Annotated in this window: 17 protein-coding genes; 7 read left to right on the plus strand and 10 right to left on the minus strand. The window is 54.4% G+C overall.

The window, feature by feature from the left end:
- Positions 1 to 6: 6 nt before the first annotated feature.
- The 5 genes from SD626R_RS02120 to SD626R_RS17090 are packed head-to-tail and all read right to left on the minus strand — an operon-like array spanning position 7 to position 11,227.
- Positions 7 to 5,535 (minus strand): DEAD/DEAH box helicase, encoded by a 5,529-nt coding sequence (locus SD626R_RS02120; protein WP_176697250.1) that lies wholly within the window; start codon positions 5,533 to 5,535, stop codon positions 7 to 9.
- Between the two features lie 2 nt (positions 5,536 to 5,537).
- Entirely contained in the window at positions 5,538 to 6,362 is an 825-nt protein-coding gene (locus SD626R_RS02125; RefSeq protein WP_092562839.1) for a hypothetical protein, read from the minus strand.
- A gap of 1 nt (position 6,363) precedes the next feature.
- Positions 6,364 to 9,441: a hypothetical protein gene (locus SD626R_RS02130; protein ID WP_092562842.1), complete on the minus strand. Its 3,078-nt coding sequence runs from the start codon at positions 9,439 to 9,441 to the stop codon at positions 6,364 to 6,366.
- The gene (locus SD626R_RS02135) at positions 9,438 to 10,364 is read right to left on the minus strand and encodes a hypothetical protein (RefSeq protein ID WP_092562845.1); all 927 of its coding nucleotides are present in this window, start codon (positions 10,362 to 10,364) and stop codon (positions 9,438 to 9,440) included. Before SD626R_RS02135 ends, SD626R_RS02130 begins: the two co-directional genes overlap by 4 nt.
- Positions 10,361 to 11,227, minus strand: coding sequence for a hypothetical protein (locus SD626R_RS17090; protein ID WP_092562848.1), 867 nt, complete (start codon positions 11,225 to 11,227; stop codon positions 10,361 to 10,363). The genes SD626R_RS02135 and SD626R_RS17090 overlap by 4 nt, the downstream gene beginning before the upstream one ends.
- Before the next feature lie 442 nt (positions 11,228 to 11,669).
- Here SD626R_RS17090 and csa3 point away from each other — a divergent pair, with 442 nt between their 5' ends.
- On the plus strand, positions 11,670 to 12,314 hold the full coding sequence (gene csa3, locus SD626R_RS02145; protein WP_092562851.1) for a CRISPR-associated CARF protein Csa3: 645 nt from the start codon (positions 11,670 to 11,672) through the stop codon (positions 12,312 to 12,314).
- Between the two features lie 130 nt (positions 12,315 to 12,444).
- Here csa3 and SD626R_RS02150 read toward each other — a convergent pair whose 3' ends face one another.
- From SD626R_RS02150 to SD626R_RS02165, 4 genes are all read right to left on the minus strand, one after another.
- On the minus strand, positions 12,445 to 13,599 hold the full coding sequence (locus SD626R_RS02150; protein ID WP_092562854.1) for a BREX system ATP-binding domain-containing protein: 1,155 nt from the start codon (positions 13,597 to 13,599) through the stop codon (positions 12,445 to 12,447).
- Positions 13,592 to 14,482, minus strand: coding sequence for a hypothetical protein (locus SD626R_RS02155; RefSeq protein WP_176697251.1), 891 nt, complete (start codon positions 14,480 to 14,482; stop codon positions 13,592 to 13,594). The genes SD626R_RS02150 and SD626R_RS02155 overlap by 8 nt, the downstream gene beginning before the upstream one ends.
- Positions 14,479 to 15,513, minus strand: a complete 1,035-nt coding sequence (locus SD626R_RS02160) for a tRNA-guanine transglycosylase (RefSeq protein ID WP_158298343.1) — start codon at positions 15,511 to 15,513, stop codon at positions 14,479 to 14,481. Before SD626R_RS02160 ends, SD626R_RS02155 begins: the two co-directional genes overlap by 4 nt.
- Positions 15,514 to 15,763: 250 nt before the next feature.
- Positions 15,764 to 16,423 (minus strand): queuosine precursor transporter, encoded by a 660-nt coding sequence (locus tag SD626R_RS02165; RefSeq protein ID WP_049932897.1) that lies wholly within the window; start codon positions 16,421 to 16,423, stop codon positions 15,764 to 15,766.
- 180 nt (positions 16,424 to 16,603) lie between these two features.
- On the opposite strand from SD626R_RS02165, the gene SD626R_RS02170 reads away from it, so the two are divergent.
- The 5 genes from SD626R_RS02170 (at position 16,604) to SD626R_RS02190 (ending at position 20,218) form a co-directional block, all read left to right on the plus strand.
- Entirely contained in the window at positions 16,604 to 17,065 is a 462-nt protein-coding gene (locus SD626R_RS02170; protein ID WP_049932898.1) for a 6-pyruvoyl trahydropterin synthase family protein, read from the plus strand.
- A complete protein-coding gene (locus tag SD626R_RS02175; protein ID WP_092562863.1) occupies positions 17,065 to 17,841 on the plus strand; it encodes a 7-carboxy-7-deazaguanine synthase QueE in 777 nt (258 codons plus the stop codon). Before SD626R_RS02170 ends, SD626R_RS02175 begins: the two co-directional genes overlap by 1 nt.
- A 93-nt stretch (positions 17,842 to 17,934) precedes the next feature.
- Positions 17,935 to 18,624 (plus strand): 7-cyano-7-deazaguanine synthase QueC, encoded by a 690-nt coding sequence (gene queC / locus SD626R_RS02180; protein ID WP_092562866.1) that lies wholly within the window; start codon positions 17,935 to 17,937, stop codon positions 18,622 to 18,624.
- 110 nt (positions 18,625 to 18,734) lie between these two features.
- Positions 18,735 to 18,917 (plus strand): ribbon-helix-helix domain-containing protein, encoded by a 183-nt coding sequence (locus tag SD626R_RS02185; protein WP_092562869.1) that lies wholly within the window; start codon positions 18,735 to 18,737, stop codon positions 18,915 to 18,917.
- Between the two features lie 281 nt (positions 18,918 to 19,198).
- Positions 19,199 to 20,218: a helix-hairpin-helix domain-containing protein gene (locus tag SD626R_RS02190; protein ID WP_092562872.1), complete on the plus strand. Its 1,020-nt coding sequence runs from the start codon at positions 19,199 to 19,201 to the stop codon at positions 20,216 to 20,218.
- 838 nt (positions 20,219 to 21,056) lie between these two features.
- Here SD626R_RS02190 and SD626R_RS16650 read toward each other — a convergent pair.
- Positions 21,057 to 21,326 carry a hypothetical protein gene (locus tag SD626R_RS16650; RefSeq protein WP_158298345.1) on the minus strand — a complete coding sequence of 90 codons (270 nt, stop codon included), beginning with the start codon at positions 21,324 to 21,326 and terminating at the stop codon, positions 21,057 to 21,059.
- 962 nt (positions 21,327 to 22,288) lie between these two features.
- Here SD626R_RS16650 and SD626R_RS02200 point away from each other — a divergent pair.
- On the plus strand, positions 22,289 to 24,364 hold the full coding sequence (locus SD626R_RS02200) for a phospholipase D-like domain-containing protein (protein WP_092562875.1): 2,076 nt from the start codon (positions 22,289 to 22,291) through the stop codon (positions 24,362 to 24,364).
- Positions 24,365 to 24,436: the final 72 nt, after the last annotated feature.

A 24,436-nucleotide genomic window follows, 5' to 3' on the forward strand; every position in this document is an offset into this window, starting at 1 on the left:
ATGTGGTTAGTCAGTAAACTGTTCGTTCGTGTCCCGGTTGTCGAGTGGACGAATCGACAACCTCTGTTCGCCTAAGTTAGCCTGGAGACGGTCACGGTCGAAAGATCGCTGATCGTTTATGACGTCGCAGCCGTACTGGTACAGACAAGACGGACAGCCATTGTCACAGTCGCAGTCGAACTGCTCGCTCATAAGACCGACTGCTCGAGAGAAGGCGCGGAAATCTCCATCGGACTGCTCGAAGAGCAGTCGTGCGACGTCCGATCCGCCCTCTTGTGACTCGAAGACGTCGACGTGGTCCTCTCCGACGTACTCGGACAACTCACGGATGTTGACGCCGCCGAGGTACTGGAGGGCGACCCGGAGGCCGTGAGCGAGCGTGTGGGACTGTTCACAATCTTTCAACTCGACTCGGACACCCTGTGTCTCGTATTGGTATCCGAGTCTGACGAACTCAGAGTCTGCCCCTCTCCCTTCGGGGAAGTGTTCGGGGTCTGCGCTACACCGACGCGTCTCATCGTCGTCCTCGTAGATTACGCCGTGGCAGTTCTCCTCGCCACAGACTTCGAAGGGTGACTCTCGTGCGTCAACTTCTCCTGATTTGTACTTCGTCCGATAGCCGTCGGTGTGTAGGAGAACTGAGTAGTCACCGTATTCGAGCGTTCCGAGTACCTCTCCCTCGTCTGTCTGTAACTCGTACGTCTGCTTAGTATCGAAAGAGAGGATCGAGGTCTCGCGTTCGGCGTATGTGTTCTGAACTTGCTGGTTGGGTTCGCTATGCAAGTAACGTGCCTCGTCGCCTTCGGAAGTGAGTTGCAGGTTGTCGTGATATGCCTCGACCGAATCGAGGACGGCGAGCTGGCGTCGTTTCAACGGCACGTCGTTCTCGCAGTCACAGCCGGTCGCATCGAGCCCGTAAGTCGAATTACACGCCGGACAGACCAGTTCGTCCGCGAGATGGTCGTCGCTGTTCGCGTCGGTGACTGCTTCTCGTAAGTCAGAACCTGCCTTATCATCGAAGCGAACGCGAGCGACAGTGTAGGTCTCACCGTTGTCGAGGTACGCCGCTCCCGGATGGAGCTCTGACAGCGCCATCCGCATCGCCCTACCGCTCGATTGGTCGCCGATGTTGCGTCGGTCGTACCCTTCATTGACCAGGGTTAGACCAGCAGTAGTGGCGACGCTTCGCATCGAGAAATCATACTTGCTCTCGCGGGATTCCCGGAGGAAATCGAAGTAACTCTCTTCGCCTAAGTCAGATAGGTGCTCTTTGAGAACCTCCACGCGTTCTTGGAGTCCCCGGCGCTCACGCATGATTTGACCGCGTTCATCCGCACTCGCACGTTGCTGGTCGCGCCGTAGATCGCGATCTCGTTCGGAGAGCGACGCGCGCTCACTCTCCAGCGACTCCTGATACTCTTGATAGTGCGTGATGTACCGGTCGTCGAAGTTCGAGATTGCGTCTTCGACGAGGTGCCCGAACTGCTCTCCAGCGTGTCTGATTCGACCGTCGCAGTCCTCTCGCTCACAGGTGGTTCGATCGTCGTCGGCTGCGTACCGCCGCTCACAGTCCTCGCAATACTGGTACTCCAGCAGGGACTCGAGGTAGGCTCTGATCTCTGACTCGTAGTCAGATACCACTTCGCTCAGTACCGCGAGTTGCGAATCGTCGCTCCCCAACGATAGCGTATCAGCGGCAAGCGACATGACGTGGGTCAGTTTGCTTGCGTCCTCTCGTTCACTCTCTTTGAGTATGCTGCGTTGATGGTAGGTGTCACCACCGTCGATCGAGCGGGAACGACCGTGGCGACTGACATCCCACGGAATCGAGAAGTTGGCCGCTACGAAATCGAATACGCCCCACGAAAGCGATACTCGTAGTACCTCTTCGTTGTGCTCGTTGAGTGGCACCGGCGTCGGTTCGGCCGAGATGAGATCCTCTGGATGGTCGTAGTAGTAGTAGTCAATTGGATTGCGCTGGCTCACAGAGTGTACTAACGACGAATGAGAGCTACGTCCAGCACGACCGACACGCTGGAGGTACGCGTTCATGTTGGGTGGCGTCCCGTACAGCAACAGGGCGTCGAGCGCCCCGATGTCGACACCGAGTTCCATCGTCGGCCCCGACGACAGGTGGTGTGGATAGTTCTCTTCGCGGAAGAGGAACTCAAGTTCGCGGCGCTTACGCTTCTCGGTCGTTCCGAGATACTCCTCGGAAACCAGGATACGGGTCTGTGAGTATTCTACCCGGTGCGCACGCTGTGTGAAGCGTGGATGTGACACGGAGGCCAGCTCCGACAGAGTCGCGTTCGACGAGACTGTCGATTGACTGTCGAGCCCGAATTTGTGCTCAAGTGTTGTGTAGTACCGCTCGGTCTCGGGGTCGAAAGCGATGCTATCGTCGTCACCCGCAATAGTGACTTCGAGCGCAGTCGGGTCAAACGAGACGTACTCGTCGGAGTGGCCGTACGTGAGAATGCCGCGTTCGACGAGGTCCGAGACCACCTCGGTTGCGCCTCTGCTAGCGCTTGGATCATCGAAGTTCGCCACACGGTAATCGTTCCCTTCATCGACGAGTTCTCGGACGATTGCACGTTCGGCATCGGAAAGGGCATCCAGTCCGGGAGCGAACCGCACGTCGAGTAAGCCGACTTCTGAGAGAGGGTCGTCGCGTTCCCCGAGACGCTGACTGTATGTGTGCGATATTGCGCGGCGTGTGAGGCGGTCGTACAGCGCATCATCGTCGTCCCACCGTTTACGAGGTTGATCCTTGAGACGGGATTTCAGGTCGAATTCAACGTTCCTCGCCACACGTGGCGGTTCCAGCAACTCGTTGAGGCTGTCAATAGATTCGTCGGCGTATTCGAGGACGTCGTCGAATGGTACCCACGAGGATGAACCGTCGTTTGATGCGCCACGCACGAGCAGTTGGTCCAGCAGTGTCTCGACCTCGGGTTCAGAGAAGTCCCTGCTGAGCTCTTTCATATCGCGGTGCGAGTCAGCGAACGAGAGGAGTTTGGCAGCCTGTTGCCCCTCGTCGTCAGCGACTGCACGCATCAGGTACTGTGATGTCGTCGCTGCCAGGTTGTTCGGACTGCGCATCAGTTCATCGAACCGGTTACCGATTTCGTAGCGAGCATACGAGTGGGGGCACGGAACTGCCGAGCCCTGGGAGCTCATCGAGTGAATTCGACCGTGTGTGTCGAGCGTTTTGTAGGCCCGATGAGACCCCGTTCTCTGGTGGACGTCGGGGTCGTCACAACTACATCCTTCTTCTCCGACGAACGCAGTGTCACATGACCGGCAATGCTGGTCGCGCTGTATCTCGAATAACCCACGCTTCACAAACGACGACGATCCACACTGACACTGGTCAGGGGCATCTCGGAAGTGGATCCGGTCACAGCCGTCGTTCGCACACACCCACGGTAGGTATCGTGTCGATTCGAGTGCCGAATCACACTCTCGACAACGCTCAGGAGCATCTTCGGGCCGGTCGTACGTAGTTCCACATTCAGGGCAATCGAATTGCCCCTCGACAGTGGTAACTTCGAACACAGAGCCCTCACACCGCTCACAGGTGTGTTCAACTGGTTGGGTACTCCCACACTGTGGGTTAATACACGTGGTAGTCTCGGAATCGGTCCTGACAGTACGGGACCCGCAGTCGGAACATCCAGTAATGGTAGTCCGTTCCGACTGGTGATTACATTCTAGACACTCCAAGAAGGGTTGGAACGTGACACGAACCATCTGTACCGCGTCGTCGCGAACGCGTTCACACCGAGTACAGACGTGGTCCTCGTCTTGTCCAACTGATCCGTGTTCGGTAGGCGTGTACGATTCTAACTGGTCACATTCGGTGCAGTACCAGGCAACAAGGTGTTCGTCGCTGCAATACCGACAGTATGTGGAGCGAGTAACAAACTCGAATCCGCACTGCCGACAGGAATCCTGTGGTGAGCGATAGGCGGTTTCGCACGCAGCACATGCGTAGAACCCGTCGATCGGCCAAGAGAACATGTGACTACGGTTCTCCAAGATTCCGGAGAACTCACCGAGCGTACGGACGTTCTCCACCAGCGTCTCAACACCTGACTCATTGAGGTCGAAGGTCTCAGCCAACTGATCGTGTAGTTCCGACCGCGTCAGCGGATCGTCGTAGAGCAACTGGTGGACGTACTGTGTGACCTGTACGCCGGTATTGTTGTGATCGCCGGTTAAATGATCGAAGAGGGCATCGGCGACCAGTGTCTCCCGACGGTCACGGTCGTAGCTCGATGCCTCTTCAAGCGTGTAATCGAACGCGTCAAGCCCCGGTACAGCGTCGTCCGGCGCTCCGGTCGCACGCAGAATGCGGTCGACGGACAGACTGTGCGACGTAAGCTCTTCCGGGACGGACGATGGCACCGTCACGTCGAGCTCGCGCGGCGACTCGCTCACCTGCGTGACATCTACGGCGCCGCTGACTTTCTGGAAGAGTTCGACGTCGTTCTCGACGGTCGCGCTGCTCGCGATGAGTTGCAAGTCGTCGACGCCCCGGTTCTCTCGCAGGGCCTGCACGCGCTTCATCAACGTCGACGTGTAGCTTCCGAACAGGCCGTCGTACGTGTGAACCTCGTCGAACACGAGGAACTCGGGTTCGTAGATGAACCGTTGGTGTTCGTCCTCGGCGTTGGTGTTGATGAGTCTGTAGTTGATTGTGTCGGGGTTCGTAAGGACAATGTCGACGCCGTTTTCGAGGATGTCGTACCGGGTCAGCCGAAGGAAGTCCAACGGCACGTCGTTCGGATCATCGTCCTCGCAGTGAGCTTTCTCCGGAATGAGCTTGAACCGGGAGCCAGTGTTCCTGACGCGAACACCACCACCGCAGTCCTGACACTTGTCGAGTTCGGGATTGTATCCGGGACACTCGAAGTGTTTGAACGTGGAATTGAGGTACCCTTCCGAACCGGACTCGCTCACGTCTCGGGGAGTGTCCCCGTCGTAGATGCCGACTGAGATGCGTTGTGACGACTTCAGTTGCTTGTTAATGAGGTAGAGGTATTGGAGGAGGCGCTTCAACTGGTCTTGCGCTAGGGCCTTCGTCGGGTAGATGAGTGTAGCCTTGACGCTTGTGTCGTCTCCCTCGTCCTCTTCGTGGCGTTTCGCTTCGAGGATCCGGTTGAGAATCGGAATGAGCCAAGCCTCGGTCTTCCCCCGCCCCGTCGCGGCAGTGATCACCGTGTCATCACCCTTGAGTATTGACTCGATACTCCGCTCCTGGAAGTCGTAGAGCCTCTCGAAGCCGATCTCCGAGAACGCCCTCCTGATGTGAGGTTCGAGGTGTGCTGACCTGGCGAAGGCATCCCACGAGCGGTCGCTCCAGTTCGGGATGTCGAGTGCTTGTAGGAACGGCCCACGCATCCCTGTGATGTCGCTTTCCCCGTCGGCTAACCGATGCGCTACGCTGCGGGCAGCGCGTCCCCCGCGACCGATGAAGTAGTCGCGGTAGGCCGCTTGCATCTGTTCCGCGCGGGCGGCGGGGTCTTTCATTATCAGAGACTGAGTTCTACGGCTGATTCGAGTTCATCGACGCGTTTCATCTCTTCAAGTGTATCCATAGAGACGTCGGCCAGCGTGAGTTGCTGAGACTTACTGAGCGTCTTCACGTCCTCGATGGTTGAGTCCGATAGGTCGTGTTTCTCTTTGAAATCGTCGAAGCTCTGGAGCGACTGGTGCTCCTCCCAGTTATCAGTAGCGTTCCCCCACTCGGACACGAACCTAGATGCGTTCTCACTGGAATCCATCAGATCCCGGGTGAGGAGCTGGTGCATGTGGTTGAGCGTACGCGCGAAATCTGAGTTCTGACTCCCGAGGATCTTCTGGAGTTCCTCGGCGGCGCTTACGCGCGTACTCCAAGTGTCACGCTTGCTCTCTAGTTTCGTTTGGATATTCTCACTAACATTTTCTATCATTTGTTTTGCGGATCGAATCTGACTTCGCTGTTTCTTCACTTCCGGTGTGAGTTCAACCTCAAGCCCAGTCAGGTCTTCCTCATGAACGGTTTCGCCCTCATCCATTGCGTTGTTTTGGATATTCGCCAGCAGTTCATCCTGTGTCACTTCAACAGCATTCTCAGCGGCTTGGACAGCACTACTAACCATCGTCGGTGCTGAGCCATCGAAGGCTTCCACAAACACGGTTTTGTAGTACCGAAGATCGCGAACTGACTCTTCGAGGTCGGCGAGTTCGCTATTAATTTCGCGGATGTTGTGGCGTGCGACCGAGACGTGATACTCGGTGTTTTGTGCTTGTTTATGCTCTCGAGCCTTGTCTTCCAGAGCGTCAACAGCCGTGGGTAGTGATTGAGTTCCAGACATCTTACAGGTCCTCCGTTACGGAGAGTATCTTCTGGCGTTGCTGCTCGTAGTCACTGTACTCATCAAGTTGTTTGATACGGTGTTCGAGGTCGACGCCGGTCGCATGGTCTTGCTCCTGAAGGTCGTCGATGAGCGAGTCGAACGCCTCGTAAATTTCCCAGGCGTCCTGCTCGTGTTGGCTTCGGGCGAAGTCGTGGAGTCGAGAAACGAGCGTCATGCCCGTCGTGTTCCCCATGTTCTGGAACTGCTCGACATCGTCACTGAACGCCGATAGCTTCACTTCCTCAGACGATTCGGTGAGCGTCTCGTAGGCGTTTTCGTAACTCGGTTTGATCGGCACGTCCATCGCGCCGGCACATTCGTACAGGATCTCGAACCACTCGGCCAAGTCGTCGACAGTATGTCTCTTGTCGTACCAGCGCTCTACCGGTTCGAGCGCTTCCTGAATGTGGGATGCGTCTTCCTCAACGGTGAGGCGGTCGAGTTCGGCAGCGTAGTCGGAAATACGATCGAGCAGGCTCGACAGCTTCGTGTTCGCCTTGTTGCGTGTCGTGCCGATCTTGTATGCGTCAGCGAGATCGGCAGTATCGATCATCAGCGCTGCGTCGACGTGCGCTTGCGGGTCGTCTACAATATCGCGCCGTGCTTCCGAAAGGCGCTCGTAGTCCACGACGTTCGACTTGAGGAGGAAGATCCCCTCGATGAGGTCGCCGATGTCGCTGGACGACATCGTCAGATCAGTGAACGCCTGTCCGAACGCACTCTCCCTATCGAAGTGCTCGGACACCGGCTTGCCGTATGGTTGATTACTGTTGTACTCCTCAAAGACGAGTTCAGGCGAAATCCCGTCATCCTCAATCTCGACGCCCCGAGCTGCGTTGATCAGGAAGCACTGGGCCAGTACCAGCGTCTTCTCGATGTTGAGCTCTGACGGGAGACAGTCTTCGATCTCCTCGCGCATCTGGTGTTTGAATTGAGCGACGTTCGTGTCGGCCCATGAACGAAGCTGGTCGAAGTCCGTCGTCTGGGGGTCGAACACGTCGAAGAGCCCATACTCAAGCATACTGGTGTAGAGGTCGCCATGGTCCTCCCCCCACTCGAGTTCGATGTCAATGCTTGCCTGGCGCTGTTGGTCCCCCTGAATCGAGACGGGGATGCTGTCGCCGCGTGCGTAGTAGATACCTCCAGCAGAACGCGTCGACGCGTTGGGATTACTGAGGCGTGTTGGTTCGTGCCAGCGTTCGAGTGTCGCGACCGCACCGTCGTGGAGTGTGTCTGAACTCGGGTATTCCTCCCCATTCGTCACCCAATCCTGGAACTCTTGGAATTTCTGCTGGCGCTCGCGCTCTTCCTCCGTGAGTTCCGATCCGTCAATGACTTCGACTTCATCCTCCTCGTCCTCCTCACCTTCGTCCGTTTCAGTTGCCTCTGAATCACCCTCGTCTTCTTCGGTAGCCTCGTCGGTGTCCTCGTCTTTGTCGACGTCGTGTTCCGGTGCTGGAGGATTCTTGATCTTCTCGATGACCGCACTACCTCTTCCACGCTCGAAGACCACATAGTCATCCTTGACCGGTGCCTTGTCGCTGTCAGGGAGATCAATATCGAAGGTTTCGAGAATACCAACCTTGACACCGATTCCATCGGCTACCGGGACACCGTACCACCGGCTGACATCCTGGTAAATTTGGTCGTACTTCATGTCGATCTCGAACGTCGGAGTGTCGACGAACGAGTTCGACTTCATCGCCTCGTAGGGCGGCCAGCTCGATTTTAGACAGTGTTTGACTACACGTAGAAGTAGCAGCCTCGGCGTCTTTCGGCTACTCCCCTCGTCGTTCAGTTGTCTGTATGCGACGTGGATGAAGCGCTGGTTGAACGGGTAGAGTTCGTCGAATGCTTCCTCGACTTCTTCCGGAGCACCCTCAGCGTCGGAGTTCCGCTTGATTGCGCCGAGGTATGACCGGGCGAGCGCGACGGACGCATCGTCGTCGAGGAAGTACGCCTCGCCGTTTTCGTCGGTCATCGTAAGATACCCCTCCGAGCGCCCCTTCATGTACGTCGCAGCGTCTTCACGAGCGAGCGCGTCGTTGATGTTGTCCTGTTCCCATCCGATAGTCCATCCGAGAACGATGTCGAAGCTGCTACTACCGAGCTCGAAAATGTGGTCTAAGAGTTGTTCCTTCAGGACACTGAAGGTTGTGAGGTCCTCACAGATGAGGGTCGGACGAATTCCCTGATCCTGATACTTTTGGGAGTATTCTTGGAGCAGTTCTTTGAAGTCGCCGACGAGGTTCCGAGAGAGGTACTCGTGGGCTTCGTTCTTGAGAACGGAAAAGAACACGTCCTTGTTCTCGGTGAGTTTGTTTCCGAAGCTCACCTGTAACCGAAGATCCCGGTAGTCTGTCCGAGTCAGAAGATTGAAATCTGGGTTTTCGTCTCGAGATTCGAGAGCCTCCTGGTACTCTTGGATGTTTTTCGCGAAGATTTTGCGAAGGTCGCTCTTGTCTCCCCGGGCTTCCGTCAGTTCGCGAATCTCGTCGTCACTGAGGTGTTCGGTCGACCAGATGCCGCGAAGGTACTCGACGATTGCAGCGGCCGCGTCGTCGGGGTCAAGCTCGTCGATGTTGCGGACATCGGTGTCAACATCCAGGGGCTCGGTTAAAATATCGAGAATCTGATCCATTCGGGTCTGGCTGCGTGACACGTGGAGTGCCACACGATCCTCGATTCCCTTGTCATCCTCGCCGTAGCCGTTGATTTGGTACTTGGTCCACTCACAGAGTTGCGACTTGCCAGATCCCGGTTCGCCACGCAAGATGAAGATGCGGTTCGGGTCGTCGAGGTTCGACGCCGTGATGGAGTTGAGTATGTCTTCTTGGGTGACGAACTCACCAGATACCCCTAGCGGCGTCAGGTTGTCCGCGTAAATCCGGTCGATGTCGACGTGCGTCTCCCTAAACTGTTCTGGCGTCTTCTTTTTCGTGTGCGCCTCTGACGTGATGAAGTGGTCGACTTGCTGGTCGTCCCAATATGTGGGCATTTCGTCGCCTACCGTCGATTTTGGAGTCTGTTGGCTCATTGGTGGGTAAGGAACTGGTCGAGGGGGTACTGATAAGCTGTCTCGCTCGGTTTGGAGTGAACCGACACGTACGTCACGTCCTGCCGATTGCCGCGACTGTCGTCGTCGAGATTTTCGGGGGAAAGCTTCACTTCGTTCTGTGAATCTCCCGGTGCTGAGAGGTCGATAACGCTATCTTCGGCCATGTTCCGAAGCACGTCGGCGATAGCGGGGTGGATCTTAGGGGTTCCCGTTCTGGCTGCGTAAACCGTGAACAGGTTGTCGTTAATCCAGTTGAGCATCTGCTGAGCCTCGCCGTCGTCTACCGGGAGGTCGTCGTACTCAGGGTCATCACTCGAACTGGTTGGCGCGAGCGTGAGCGCATCGTACATCAACGCACGACATGGGCTCAAGACAAGGCCGTCCTCAGTCTCGGTAACGAGTCCCAACTGCTCGGTCAACGTCACCCACATATCGATTTTCTCGTCGGTCCAAGAGAAATCGTAGTCTGTCTCCCGCTTCAGGATCGTTCGGAGGTTATCTCGGCCGGCGTCCACCGTCCTGCTACCCTCGCTCAAGAGCGCTCGGTGGATGTCGGCGAAATGGCTTTGACGACCATCTTGCTGGTTGCAGTGATACAGCAAACGCGCCTCAAAGGGTAATTCTTCCAAGTGACGGTCGTTAATTCGCTCAACCGTGTCCAGAACATCCCCAGTCGGACTCTCGACGAGATCGACCGCATTCAGAAACCGCAGCGAGTCCTCGACGTGGTTCGTTTTGAGACCGCTGCCGGACGGACGACCGAACTTGCTCGTAACTTCTGACGCGCTCGTCGTCCCCTGAAGCGAAGCGTGGATGTGTTTGAGTTCCGGTGCTCGAACCGAGATGAACCCGGTGAGTAGCTTGTCCGGCTTTTGACTCGCCGGTGTGTATGTCGTACTCATGCGTCTTTTTGATGGCGGTAGCGGTAGTTATCGAGCCGGTCCTCTTCGAAGTCGACTAGCTCGAGCATGTCGAGCATACTGTTAGCGACTTTTTGAGTTGGTCCACGTTCGGTCCAAGAACGAAGTGCTTCACGAATGCGTTCAGAGTAATCCTCGAGCACTTGATTGACATCCTCGCGGATGAGATAGTAGAGGGGACCCCACGCGGGACTGTCCGCGGGTATGCGTGTGTAATCAAACAAGTCTGGAATGGAACCAGCCTCTATACCGGCGTGCTTGTGATGCGCCGAGACCTGGTGGAAGCACAGGTTCTGTGTCGTCGACAAGGGGAGTGCGGAGTCGAGATTGTACTGGAGATACCGTTTCAGTAACCCCTTGTAATCTGCGACCGAGCATTCGAACTCGTCGATGAACGACTTGCCGGGCTTCTTCGTGAGCCGCGGCATCTTCGGGGTATTCGTGTCGGTAACAAGTACGTACGTCGCGTCGGTCGGCCGCGCTCGTAGCAGCCGCCGAACGACATCTTGTTCATCGTAGGTGCTGTCCTCGTTCTGTAGTTCACCAGTCAGCATTTCCTGGCTGACGTAGTGAACCAGTGGGAATTCGACATCCTCAACACCGTTTTCCCGTAGTGTTTCGTTCGCTACGAGGTCGTATTCGACGAGTCGCAGCCCATTATCGTAGATGCCAGGGTGGGCGACATGCCGAAGATTGAAGTGCGTGAGGAACGGCAACGATCTGAGTTGTGCGCGGGCCTGTGAGCCAGTTTTGGCGAGTTGCGGGTCTCGGATCACGAGAAACGAGTCTCGTGTTCCGATAAAATCCGCAAGTGCTGGCGTCTCTGAATCGGGTGGGTCTGTCATTTTCTGGGGGGCTTGGTTTGTTCCGGGCGTCGGTGTGGGATGGTTGACGCCGCGCTCTTTCGTGTCTGTTTCCCATAGCGGTGGCTACGGGATACAGGCCACCTCTGGCCTGCTCACATTGAGTGCTTCCGTGAATCGATCACACCCCGGACAAGATAAAAATGTTGGTTGGATTATGTATTATGGGGATGCCTCTCCTCGTGACGGTGGTTACCACCTACCGACACGTAGTATGCGGTCACAGACCAGTTTATATTCAGACATAAAATAATTATCGCCGACGAAATATTTCTCTATCACTTGCATTAATCTGGGACAGTTTGGAGGCCTTATTCAGAAGATTGCTGAGTTAGGCACCTCTGGCTCTGTTTTCATCCCAATATCTCGATGACTGTTGTAATATTCCGGAACAGTAACGGAGTTTTGGATCGACATCATAGCTATGAGAACATACCTCGCGCCACTGGGATTCGACAGTCGACGTGTTGTTCGACCAGTATTGAGCGAAGGATTAGATGAATCGGATCGAGTTGTTCTCCTCCAACCCGCGAACGGTTCTGACCAAAGCGAGGACGCGTATGAAGAAGTGGAAGACGTTCTGACACAGGTAGTTCCGGACCTCAAGTTGGAGTCGGAGCATCTCCCGTATGCCGATTTTGTCGAAACGACGCTACTTTGTGCAGACTTCATGCAAGCAGCCGAAGGTGAAACGATAGTTGTACTCGGTGGTGGAGCAAGAGAGATCCTATTCCCCTTGACCGTTGCCACGTTCTCCAACGAGAAACATATCAATACTGTCCTCCAAGTCGGTGATATTGACAGTAGCGTGCGCCGGCTTCCGCGTTTGAACCTTCGCGGGAATATCTCCGACGCTGAAGCAGCATTACTCGGTGATCTGAACGATCTGGAAAGGCCGCTATCGATCAGCGATATTGCTACCGAGCTCGACAAATCGAAAAGCACTATCGCACGTCATATAGATAGTCTGGAATCTGAGAATTTTGTGAGAACCACGAAAGAAGGAAGAACAAAGATGGTCGAGATCACTAATAGTGCCCGGATATTCTTGAAGGGAAGGTATAGCTGATTAGATCTTTTTACTAACAATATGACCAATGGCCTCGAACCCTACTACTCTGTATTGGCCTACTTCTTTTTATCGTTAGAGATCAGTTAGAACATTCGAGAAAGTCAAAATCTCAATATTGGAAGCTATACTATGAAACGATTTCCTGAATAATTTCTGCGTCTATATTTGATCGCCCCCGTTCAGCGGCATCATCGACCGTGTAGCTACAGATCGAAAGCGCCTGTCGTACGTTCCCTTGTGAACTCTGTAAGATCAGTTGAAGGCTGTCCTCTTCGAAAATATCAGACACTGAAACCGTATCACCGGCAGCAATATCAAGGTAAGAATCGATGAGGTCTTTCAGGTGATCCTCTGTCATCGGTCGGAGGGAGACCTCTCGGCCGATCCGTTCGGAGAACGCGTGATATTCGCTCATGATGTCCTGCCAGACCTCCGGAGCGCATCCGAACATCATGCTGAGTCCGGAACTGTTCTGATCCATCAAATGGCGTAGACTGTTGAGCGTCGCCTGTTCGTTCTTCGGGGAGAGCCGCGCCACGCTTTCGAACTCATCCACGAAGACGAACACGCCGGTGTATCCGAGCTCGAGGAGCATGTTCTTGAGCGCAGTAAACGCACGCACACCCATCGTGTCGTCGTCAAGAGCGCTGTGAATCTCCATCTCCTTGCGCTGCTCGTACCGAATTCCCTCCGCGGTGAGCCACTGCCACGCGTAGAGGTTCGTGTCCTCATAGACCATATGTACAATCGCCCGAGCGAAGTCTGCGAATTTTGTGACGTCACTCAGCAGTTGGACAGCTTTTGGAACGAGTTCTGAGAGCAGAATATCTCCCTCGTCGATCAGAGATTTCATCGAGGCTGCCCCCATCGGATTCGTCTCGGTATGCTTCCGGGCGACGTGAGAAAGGAACTCGTACGCAAGTTCCTGTACACGATCGAAGCCGAGATCGTACATGAACTCGTGATAGATGTCAAGGAACCCTTCTCCGGGCTGAGCGACATATCCAACGAGAACATCTTCGCGGTCACGGACGAGCGAGCGTGCGTATTTGAGGGTGTGTGATTTCCCGTTTCCGTACTTTCCGGTTATGACGAGGTGTTTCGATTTTCCGGTACTGAGCACCGATGAGACGGTATCGCTCACCGCGTCCGCTACGTGATCCTGTCCACAGTAAACCTCAGGATTGTCCGAGGGTACTGGGCTGTAGGGGAACGGGTTTTGGTCGAGACCGAGGGATGAGTAGTCGCGCTGTTCGTCTGTAATCTCGAAATTGTCAGTCATTGTTGTTGAACTGGAGGTTGCGGTCGTACACCGCGAGGTAGTAGTATTGCTTACCGAGCTGTTCGACACCACGCATCACCTGCTCTGAAGACTGGTTGGTAGTGACGAGTTCGCTGTCGCTGTCGGCCAGTTCGATCGTCTTGAGCCCGTACCGTGCTTCCTTCGCGCCGGTGTCGATCGGTGCTCCGGAGAGCTCTATCCGACCGATATTTTCTTGCGCGAGCGTCCGCAGGGCGTCATCGAACGCAGCACGGTCACAACTGAGGCGCTCACAGGTATGTTCACGAAGTTCGGGGATCGAGAGATACCGCTTCTTCAGATTCACGCCAGCACTTTCTTCTAGGCTGTCAGCAACAGACAGCAACACGTACGGGAAGTTTGGCGGCACTTCGCTTTCTTCGACTGCATAGAAGGTCCCATTGAACGCGTTTCTTTGGATTGCGCCGAGGCGTTGTGCCCAAGCCCCGATGACATCTAATGATGTCTCGTTATACTCGTAGGTGGTAAACTCGGCTTGGTCCTCAAGCAGTTCCAGCGCCACATCTGGTTCGATGGTACAACCATCTTCGAATAGACCGAGAAACTCACCGTAGTGTGGACTGTGAGTTTGTAGAACCGAGCTGACTTTCTCCCAATCGCTCGCTTCGACGGCATCGATAAAACGCTCACCGACGGACGTTGTCGCGTAGGTTTCCTCGGCAGATATTTCTTCAATAAGATTGATGCGCGTCGATTCGAGGATTGTTTCTCGTGCACGTCGTTTGCTCACGTCGAGTGTATCAACGGCGTCATCCGTTGACTGTGCGCCGTCCCGACACAAGTGAGTTAGTTCGACCAGTCGGCCGAGGTTAACCGGTCGAACGGTAGGGCGTTCGTCACTCATGCGAGCCTCCTGACTTGTTGTTTCGCTAGTTTGTAGGCCCGAGCTGTAACTTCGTTGCCACGGAAGCGAAGATCGAGGTATGATTCAACATCCTCGCCTGCTTCCACCATGTACCGGAAGCGACGAAGTTCGAGTGCGAGTGCCCACAAGTTGTGCTTCACAAGAGCATCACGGTCCTTACGGACATCGTCAAGTGTGCGATCCTTACAGACCGGACAAGCACAAGGTAGGTATTCAAGATTCTTGATATGTCGGAGTTCCTCCCCTCCGAATCCAGGAATCAGGTAGTTCCGGTTACCAGCACTCCGGATAAACGCACTTGAGTCGAAACTGTCCACTCCGCAATAGAGCAGTAATGGTTGATACACGAGGCCGCCCAATCCGTACGCATGGAGATGCTTGTCAGTTGCTCGCCTCGCAGCTAATATCAGTTTTGTGACTTTCTCATAGTCGGTCCTGATAGGAACGAGACTACCGAGCGCGTACCCGTCGAATTCACCGTTTTTCTCAAGATATCGAATCCCGTTCTGTATTGTCTCAGGGTCGTACCCGTGTACACTAGCGAAAAGTAAGCCGTCGCCGTTATGCGAATCACTCGCGGAAAGTGCCCGCTGTATATTCTCTTCTGCCCGTCGGTCGTTCTCTCGCTCTCTATTCTCACGCGAAAGTGGAACGTCGACTGTCCCAAGAATATCTGCTTCGATTGCCTGCTGTGTTTCGAGCGATTTCTCTGGGGTGGTGTCTAGTTCCTCAGAGCGGAAATCAAATCCACCACTATCGGCGAAAATAATGGTAGACTTGGGTACCCCCATCTCACTCCGCAGGGTCTGACCGTCCTGTATTCTGTCCCACTGTGGTTCGCGCTGACGTATCGACCGAGCGTTAACCATCGCAGTCGAGAGGTCAGGGATCTCATCCGTGTACTCTGGGGTGTTATCGCTTGATCGCTTCCCGATGTTACGGACTGGAAAGAGAACAGGTGTCTCTAACTCCCCGTGTGGTGTTGATAACGATCGTCGCCTGTACAACATATGACGAGCTGCGGTAAGCTCAGCTGTAACTTATATCTTTTCCCGACTAGAATGTATGAAGACCGCATTCGGTCCACGAAAGTAGAAATATACCTATCCCGATAATATTAATCTGCTATTTATGTAGCCTGTAGTGTCGAGTATATTTGCTATTTATTACACCACGTCGAACACGCTTCTCGAGCACTATACTCGATATTCTGCTTTGATACAGCATCGGAGATTGGTCTTCATTCGGCACAGATTACATCTAAGCCGGCCGCTCCACGAACTCCGTAACGGCGTAGAACGGGAGCGTATCAATCAGCGCGACAAGCAGTTTCACGATGTACTGCCCAGCAACGATCGACACGAGCGCCCAACCCCACGTCGGGTCCCCGCCAAGGCCGAGTGCCGGAAAGATAGCGAAGCCGAGCGTGATGAACACGACTGTGTCCACGGCTTGACTAATTGCCGTGGAACCGCAGTTCCGGATCCAGCGATGCCGACCGCCGGTGCGACTCTTCAGATTAGCGAAGAGTCGGACGTCGAGATGTTGGGCAGCGGCAAGCGCTACGACGGAGGCGAGGATAATCGAGGCGGAACCACCAAGCGTCGAGACGAACGCTTCCTGGCCGCCGTAGAACGGGGCAGACGGCATCCAAATGGCGAGGAACACGAGCGCATACGCGATGACGAGCGTGACGACGGTTCCGTTGACCACGGTCGCAGCGTACTCTTTCCCGTGGTACTCGACGAGCAGGTCTGAAGCGAGGTACGCGACACCGAACGCAACGAACCCGGCAGGGACGGCGACGCCGCCAAGTCCGGGGAGTTCAATCCACGTAAGTTTCGCTGCGAGGACGTTTGCGAGGACGATTGAGCCGGCGAACACGGCAGTGAAGATCGCACGAGTGTCTTCAGTCTGCATCAACTGTCATCACCGTCAGTAACCATACAATTGCGTGCGGTGCTATGCTGCGGCCCGGCTGGAGATGATACCAGTGGGCGACGAGAGAGTCGATGGAGAGACGATTGTGAGTGGTGCTGCCGTTCCATCGGTGGAGTATCGAAACTCAATATTTATATATTCCCCGAATATTCTTCGAGTATGGCTCGGAGTATATCAAGAGACGAATCCGAAGCAGATGTGCTTCAGGAAGCAGGCCAACGAACACTCCAAATCGGAGACGACAACCCTATCCGAATTAGCTCGGGCCATCGAATCCTCCACCACGACGGGAAGTGCTCGCGGCCACACGGGCACAACTACGAGATCACCGTCGAAGTGACCGGGGAACTCACCGAGGAGGGGTGGGTCGTCGACAAAGGCGACGTCACGGACGTCATCGACGCGTGGGACCACCGGTTCCTCGTCGAAGAGGGCGATCCGCTCGTCGACGCGTTCGAAGCGTCCGGCGACGGCGACGCGCTCGTCGTCTTGGAGCACCCGCCGACGGCGGAGGTGATGAGCGTCCTCCTCGAACAACGCATGCTCGATACATTCCCGGACACCGTCTCGGACGTGTCGGTGTCGGTGAGCGAAACCGGTGAGCTCTGTGCGAGTTACTGATGCCGGTCGCTAGCGATATCGAGGAGCCCGCAACAGACGCTGACACGACTGGTGAGGGCCTCCCGATCAACGAGGTGTTCTACTCGTTACAGGGCGAGGGAACGCTCGCAGGCGTCCCCTCCGTCTTCGTACGGACCTCTGGGTGTAACCTGCGGTGTTGGTTCTGTGATTCGTACCATACCTCGTGGGAGCCGACCGGGGCGTGGCGCGACGTCGACTCTATCGTGGAGGAAATACAGTCCCACAAACAGGCTGGCCACGTCGTGCTCACAGGTGGGGAACCACTCATCCACGAGGAGTCAGTCGAGCTCTTAGAACGGCTTGACGCAGGGGGGTATCACACGACGGTGGAGACGAACGGGACGATCCATCGGGACGCGCCGATCGATCTGGCAAGTATCAGCCCAAAATTGGCGAGCAGCACGCCGACACCGGAGCGTGACCCGAAAGGAGAGGGCGAGTGGGAAGAGAAACACGAACAGAACCGGATCGACATGGATGCGTTGTCCCAGATGGTCGACAACTACGAGACCCAACTCAAGTTCGTCGTGACCGACGAGTCGGACCTCCCGGAGATCACGGACCTGGTTGATCGAGTGCGAGAAGCGACGGCGACGACCGTCGCCGATGATGACGTGTTGTTGATGCCGGAGGGCATGACGCGCGAGCAACTCGACGGGACGCGAAGCGAGGTCGCTGAACTGGCGATGGAGTACGGCTACCGGTACACGCCGCGCCTCCACGTGGACCTATGGAACGACGCACCGGGAACATGAGCACGTCACTCTCAGACGCCGGTCGGAAGAGCGAGGTGCGCGAGTGCGGTGTGGTGAACAGAGCGATAATCGATTCGACATAACTGAGCAGATATGAGCAACAAAAGCGCGGTGATTCTGGTGTCTGGCGGGATGGATAGTGCGACGGCCGTCTACGAGGCGATGGAGCAAGGGTACGAGCCCTACTTCCTCCATACGTCGTACGGGCAACGCACGGAAGACAAAGAGTACGAGTGCGCGAAAACGCTTGCTGAGGAGGTCGATGCGGCTGACTTCCTCCATATCGAAACGGGGCATCTGTCGCAGATTGGTGCGTCGAGTCTGACGGACGAGGAGATGGACGTGGCTGACGCGGACTTAGAGAGTGATGAGATTCCGACGTCGTACGTCCCGTTCCGAAACGCGAATCTCTTGTCGATGGCGACATCGTACGCAGAGGCAACTGACTCAGAGGCACTGTTCATCGGCGCTCATTCGGAGGATTTCTCCGGGTATCCTGATTGTCGCCCGGCCTTTTTCGACGCCTTCCAGAACGTGATCGATGTAGGGACGAAACCGGAAACGGAGATTGAGTTGAAAGCGCCGTTCGTTGAGTGGTCGAAAACGGAGATTGCGGAGCGCGGGTTGGAACTCGGGGTGCCGTACGACATCACGTGGTCATGTTACCGCGATGAAGAACCGGCGTGTGGGACGTGCGATGCCTGTGCCTTCCGGTTAGAGGCGTTCCGGAACGCCGGGTCACGCGACCCGATCGCGTACGCGGAACGGCCGGAGTTCTCGTAGTATATTAATCAGCACGCTTGGTTCGCTATCTACTGTGGATCATCCTAGGTGGGAAGGGAACCGTTGTACTGTGCGACACTCTGAAGATATTCCTCTGCGATTATAGGTATATGCCGAAGGTCAGCGCCGAGATCCCGCAAGAACTGCTTGATGATCTTGACGAACACGTCGGTGACGAGGGCAAATTCGTCAATCGAAGCGACGCGATTCGGGCATCAATTCGCAAGACGCTCGATCTACTCGATGAGATTGATAGACGTCATGGGCGAGTTGAAACGGACAAAGATATCTAGTGAGTTAACTAACAACTGCTGGTAGCAGCACGATTCGTTGGTTAATCTTGGTATTCAGCCACCACGGGATAAGCAATAGTTCACCGTGAATGTGGATAATTATGAATCAGGTCAAGGGCAACAGTACGATTATCGTATCTTGGGACCTGCTATTGTGGAATTCATCACGAGGTCTTCAGAGTTGGTTAGCGGCTAATCGTGTGGATTTGGGCCGCATCAAACATGTGTGTCTAAATTTCGCCTAGTCAAACTATTATCATGACTTGTGAAAATATAGCGACATGCGCCAACCGACGCGACTGATTCGTGACTCAGTCGATCGACTAAAATTAGAAGTTTCTCTTCCTGGCGGCCGATATCAACTATCGCTAGATGACAGAGCCATCATCGTACTCACGGATAGATTGGGGCTTGCCGAACGCGACACCGTTCCCGAGCCGTTTGTCCCGGTCTTCGTGGCAATGGGCGACGCCTGGTTCCCAAACCAGCGTGACGCAGATGCTATCATTGATGATCTCTCAGCTGATGGAACTCTCAGTCCGAATGAGCGGTCGGCGTTGATTTCCTATGTTACTGACTCAAATATCGCTGAACGGAACAGTGAGCGAGTTCGGGTAGCAATTGACCGCTCACCTATTGGTGATGAAGTCTCTGCTGAGGACCTCCAGATTGTTGACCTTCCATCTCTCCCTGATTCACTGAAACCCGATGAACCCGGGGAGAAATCAGACAATTCTGTGGAGGCAAAGCAAGAATCGATAGCTCCTGAAGAACCAGCAAAGACAGAATCCGATATTGTCTCTGAACTGGAGCGTATACCAGGTATTGGGCCACAGAGAGCGAACCAACTCGCGGAGGGGGGTATGACTTCTCTTGAATCGCTTTCTGACTCACGACCCGGGTATCTTGCCGACATCGAGGGAATCACTGAGGGCATTGCTGCCGTCGCCGTCGAGGGTGCCCGCGAGATTGTTGGGCGAACCAAGCCCGCCGACGAGCGGCTTCGTGATCAAACAGGTGTTTCAGAATCCGTATTCGACCCTGCTCTCGCATCGCTTGCTGCTTCGGGCGTTCCAGCATCCGAAGCGGTGCCAAAACTCCGGCTGCTGTACGGGCCAACTGTCGCTGATATTGATGCCGTCACCGGTCAACAGGCATACTTTCTCTACGAATCGGGGTATCAAACCCCGTACGATATCATACAGGCGTCTCAAGAGGAACTGACAGACGTGTATCAGGTCGGGTCGGCAACCGCAGCGGAGATTCAATCGGCTGCCCGTTCCATGTTCGACGCACGGTAGTCACGCCCGACAAGAGGATGTCCTTCAGATGGCAGCCAACAGTCATCGATTGAAACAGAGTACTCTCTGGAGTCACCTCGGAGGTATTCAATTAGATCCGTAAATCAAATTGGCCACTCGAAAGATCCTCAACGACCGACTCAGGAGGCGAGATATTCATCGTATCGAGCTGCTGGCCTAACTTTGTGAGTAAGGCCGTCTCGTCAATTGCCCGGAGCCACCGACGGTAAGTTTGGATACACCAATCCGTGCCCCCGCAACGGCCGCAATCGTATCTGTACCACCTCCTAGCATCACCTCATCAACGTTGGCGTCTTCCGCCTCTCAACAGTCAATCCGTGGTAGACCCCCGCCTGAAGTTTTGTGACGACATAGCCCGAATTAGCGCGCGTAAGACTCACAGAACGAGTCAAATTTAATTGTCCTGTACCGATTGCATTCGGTCAGAATATGTTATCTACGTTATTTTTCAACATGGCCCCTTCTGTTTCCCCAACTGTCATGGTAAGTATAGGAATAGGTTTGTAATCGTATCTCCAGCAGATGTTGATAACCTCTACAGTTCTTCATAGTTCTACTTGTTCCGACTAACCACGATACCCTTACTCCTACCAATCATTTGAGAACTGGAAGGATCTACAGATGTGACATGGGCGGTATCATGATTCACCCTGCTGGTCGGGACGATGCATTTGAGAACTACAAACAGTTCATCCGAGATGGTCACCCAACCTGAGATGGGTACCCAATTGAGGATATTGAGTCCAATCTCAATAACTAGGACCTCGAACTATTTCAGACGACATCTGACAACGATCTCAGCCACATCTGAGGGACCTCAGTAGCCGGGGCGTGGTGGAACGTCAAGCGCAACGATATCGCTCTCGTCGACCACAATAGCGCGTTCGTCGCGAGAAACCAAGTCCTCCAACTCCGACACTATGCCGACCTCGCGGAGCGTCTCTAGAGAAAACACGATCACTAAAACGAGGAACACCTGTGGGAGTACATGATCTGCCTCACCGATGTTGAGGAAGTCGATTTCGATATTGGGGACTTCAATCTGTACGCAGATACCGATCGACGCTGAGATTTCTGCCCATCTCACACACCACTATTTCAAGTGAAATACTAATCTAGTAGTACTGAACTGAGGAACAGTCCACAGTTTCAACTAAAACGTTGACACGTATTGCTCATATTGATTTGTAGTAGTTTGTACTTAGAGTGATTCTACGTATTGAGATCAGTATGCGTTACCCTTTGACTGCCTTGTTCTACTTCCACCCTCTACCTCAGTTTCTCGTCTTCACTTGCAAGAGTGGTGTGTCTCTGTCTTCCCACCCAATTCCGTGATCATACACCGACTTCGAAGTGAAGAGCCCTCTGTCGATATGAAATCTCAGATACCAAGACAGACACCCCGTCATCGAAATGAAATACCAAAACACTGTGTGCGAGCCCGTCCACGAGATTTCATCATGAGGAGTAGCAGCAGGTGCTTCGAAATGAAATGCTTGAACAAAATACTAATACTGCCGTATTAGATGTTGAAGATTGGGTTTAGAGCAATCTTCGCTGTGGAAGAACCAAATTCATATCGAATATGGGGTGTGAGAGCTACCGATATAATCTCTCGTTGTCCGCTCACAGTAGAAACGCCGTTTGTTTTCATATTATACATTCTCTTCATGAATTCTTTTTTATAGATATCTCTGACTGTATTGAACCCTGTCCCTATTAGGCTCACCTTCCAGTGGTTTCAATCTTAACCAACCAGTGGTAATCGAACCGCCAGCTGTTGGTTAAGAGTGAACGGAGTATATCGGCGGACAGAACGTGAAACACGGCCGCTGAAACGAGGAGCACCCATGGGAGTACATGACTTCTCACCGGTGTCATGGAAGTTGACTCCACCTCTGTACTGTGACGGTATCGCGCGTCAATCCCAGCCATCACCTCACAGCCGACCAATCACCTCGCCAATTCTTATTGCCAGTCCTCCCAATCCACCAACAAATAGACTGGGACACGACGATCAACCTCGGCGGGTTCGGTAACTCCGCACAGATGGAGTGGCAAACCGTCAAGAGCTGGAAGTCATTTACAAATTTCTTCGATGACGCGGTCCATATCGACGCAGTCACGTACTGTGAGTCACCCGAACTACTCCTCGAATTGTTTGATCAAGAGGGCTCCAGTCTGGAGACGATGGACGTCCTCGTCGGGGACAAAGATGAGTACCAGTCCGCCGTTGATGATGCCACGGTAGCGCGCCGACTTGAGCGATACTACGAGGAAGACAGGCTGACTGTCAGACTCAAAAACCGAAAAGTCGTCCACTCCAAGCTGTATCGGATCGTTGAGGCCGACGATACAGTGACGCTCATCGCTGGAAGCGCGAATCTATCCTACAACAGCTGGAAAAACCAGACCAACAGCGTTGTCGTGTTCAACACAGAGGTCGGGAGCCAACTCGATCAACAGTTCACACAGTGGATCGATCACCACCGCGAGGAGTATGCTGACACCATATTCATGGAGGACCTCGCGGCAGAGCTGGAAGAACTTGAGGATGAAGAAGAGGTTGAGCGCCGTATTGAGCTGTGGATAGACAACCGCAACACACAGCTCTCAGAACAGGGCGAGATCCACTCCAATGTTGGCCAAGAACTCGAAGCGTTAGGCGACGAGGTAGATCAGGTTGTGGGCGTGGCCGAAGACCCCGAAGAAGCAGATGAAGTCGTTAGCATTGATCCCGAGAAGATCGAATCCGACGATACTACGACCAACGGCGAGCAATCAGAAGCAGATCCAGTCGAAGGCATTACTGCAGCAAAAACCCCAGAGTACTCAATCACTCTCTCGACGCAAGGATACGAAACCAACGGCTATCTCGACCAGATGGAAACCGATCTCAGGCGCCGCGGCGCAGATGTCGGCGCTGACGCAATCACAACACCCGTTGAGGGCTACACTAACTATCTTCAAACGCGGTATGACGTGCCGAAGATGTGGATAGACGAGGAGAATCACCGCGTCCATCTTCAGTACGGTGAACATCACCGTATCTTGACCGCAGACCACGATCCCGATCCAGACCTCCTCGACGCAGCCCTTGAGAATATCGAGAACTACATCAAGACAATCGACCGCTGGGGTGAAACGAACAACCCAGAAGCTGTGAAAGCGCATCTCTACGAAGGCGTTCTCTACGGGCTCTGGGCGCCGTTCGTGAATCTGTACGCAGAGCAGTTCTACGGAAGCGTTACCCTCGATAATGCACTCCAATATCTCTACATCTTTGGCGAGTCCGACGCAGGGAAAGACAAGTTCACGGAGTTCGTGTTGCGGCTCATCTCTGATGACCTCGTTCGCGGTGGCGCAGACGCAGACGATGTCGGAAAGAACCAGATTCGATCGCTGCGGAACATCGATACGGTGTTCCCGTACGTCGTCTCCGACATTTCCAAGCAAAAAATCGAGCGTGTCGATACGCTGCGGAATTTCTGGCAAGACTCGTGGCACCCATCAAATGAGGTCGCGTATCCGACGCTCATCTTCACGAGCAACGACTCTCGGCCGAATGACTGGTTCCGGAACCGAGCGAAGATGCTTCACTTCGATGTCGCGTTCCCATCAAATCCCGAGGATGAGGGCTTCTACAAGGCGCAAGAAGACCTCAACACAATCCTCGATGCCCGCAACCCGATCTTCTCGTATGTGTCACGGCGCATCCTAACCGACGAGCGATATCTCGACGCTGGCGGAACTGTCGATGACGTTCGCCAGGTGTTTCTCGAATTTTACGACCGTGCTGACCGTGATGTCCCACGATTCTTCCCGAAAGAGCCGGCCAACCGGAAGTACAACATTGGCAAGCGCAAGTGGAAGCAAGCCTACGAGCGGGGTGACGTAACGTTCGACCGGCGGGAAAACCGGCTCATCGCCGAATTCGATCTTGAGCCACACGAACTCTACAGCTATCGGAAAACGCTCCCGACGAAAATGCGCCCAGAAAAGAGCGGTCGGAGCATCATTATCAAGAACCCAGACGGCTTCGAAGAATGGATCGACCTCGCTGAACTGAGTGAGAACAACGATACCGAATCATCACCAGGGTTCCTGGACCGCTTGCTGGGGTAATTCGTCTTATCCATCGATTAGCTAACCCCAAACCCACAGTAACTCAATAGACTACTGTAGAAGCTCACGGAT

Source organism: Halorubrum sp. SD626R, assembly GCF_001261915.1.
Classification (GTDB): domain Archaea; phylum Halobacteriota; class Halobacteria; order Halobacteriales; family Haloferacaceae; genus Halorubrum.

Excerpts from the sequence above, each read along its gene's own strand:
- SD626R_RS02120 (WP_176697250.1), bottom strand. The coding sequence starts at position 5,535 with ATGAAAGACCCCGCCGCCCGCGCGGAACAGATGCAAGCGGCCTACCGC.
- SD626R_RS02125 (WP_092562839.1), bottom strand. The coding sequence starts at position 6,362 with ATGTCTGGAACTCAATCACTACCCACGGCTGTTGACGCTCTGGAAGAC.
- SD626R_RS02130 (WP_092562842.1), bottom strand. The coding sequence starts at position 9,441 with ATGAGCCAACAGACTCCAAAATCGACGGTAGGCGACGAAATGCCCACA.
- SD626R_RS02135 (WP_092562845.1), bottom strand. The coding sequence starts at position 10,364 with ATGAGTACGACATACACACCGGCGAGTCAAAAGCCGGACAAGCTACTC.
- SD626R_RS17090 (WP_092562848.1), bottom strand. The coding sequence starts at position 11,227 with ATGACAGACCCACCCGATTCAGAGACGCCAGCACTTGCGGATTTTATC.
- csa3 (WP_092562851.1), top strand. The coding sequence starts at position 11,670 with ATGAGAACATACCTCGCGCCACTGGGATTCGACAGTCGACGTGTTGTT.
- SD626R_RS02150 (WP_092562854.1), bottom strand. The coding sequence starts at position 13,599 with ATGACTGACAATTTCGAGATTACAGACGAACAGCGCGACTACTCATCC.
- SD626R_RS02155 (WP_176697251.1), bottom strand. The coding sequence starts at position 14,482 with ATGAGTGACGAACGCCCTACCGTTCGACCGGTTAACCTCGGCCGACTG.
- SD626R_RS02160 (WP_158298343.1), bottom strand. The coding sequence starts at position 15,513 with ATGTTGTACAGGCGACGATCGTTATCAACACCACACGGGGAGTTAGAG.
- SD626R_RS02165 (WP_049932897.1), bottom strand. The coding sequence starts at position 16,423 with ATGCAGACTGAAGACACTCGTGCGATCTTCACTGCCGTGTTCGCCGGC.
- SD626R_RS02170 (WP_049932898.1), top strand. The coding sequence starts at position 16,604 with ATGGCTCGGAGTATATCAAGAGACGAATCCGAAGCAGATGTGCTTCAG.
- SD626R_RS02175 (WP_092562863.1), top strand. The coding sequence starts at position 17,065 with ATGCCGGTCGCTAGCGATATCGAGGAGCCCGCAACAGACGCTGACACG.
- queC (WP_092562866.1), top strand. The coding sequence starts at position 17,935 with ATGAGCAACAAAAGCGCGGTGATTCTGGTGTCTGGCGGGATGGATAGT.
- SD626R_RS02185 (WP_092562869.1), top strand. The coding sequence starts at position 18,735 with ATGCCGAAGGTCAGCGCCGAGATCCCGCAAGAACTGCTTGATGATCTT.
- SD626R_RS02190 (WP_092562872.1), top strand. The coding sequence starts at position 19,199 with ATGCGCCAACCGACGCGACTGATTCGTGACTCAGTCGATCGACTAAAA.
- SD626R_RS02200 (WP_092562875.1), top strand. The coding sequence starts at position 22,289 with ATGGAGTGGCAAACCGTCAAGAGCTGGAAGTCATTTACAAATTTCTTC.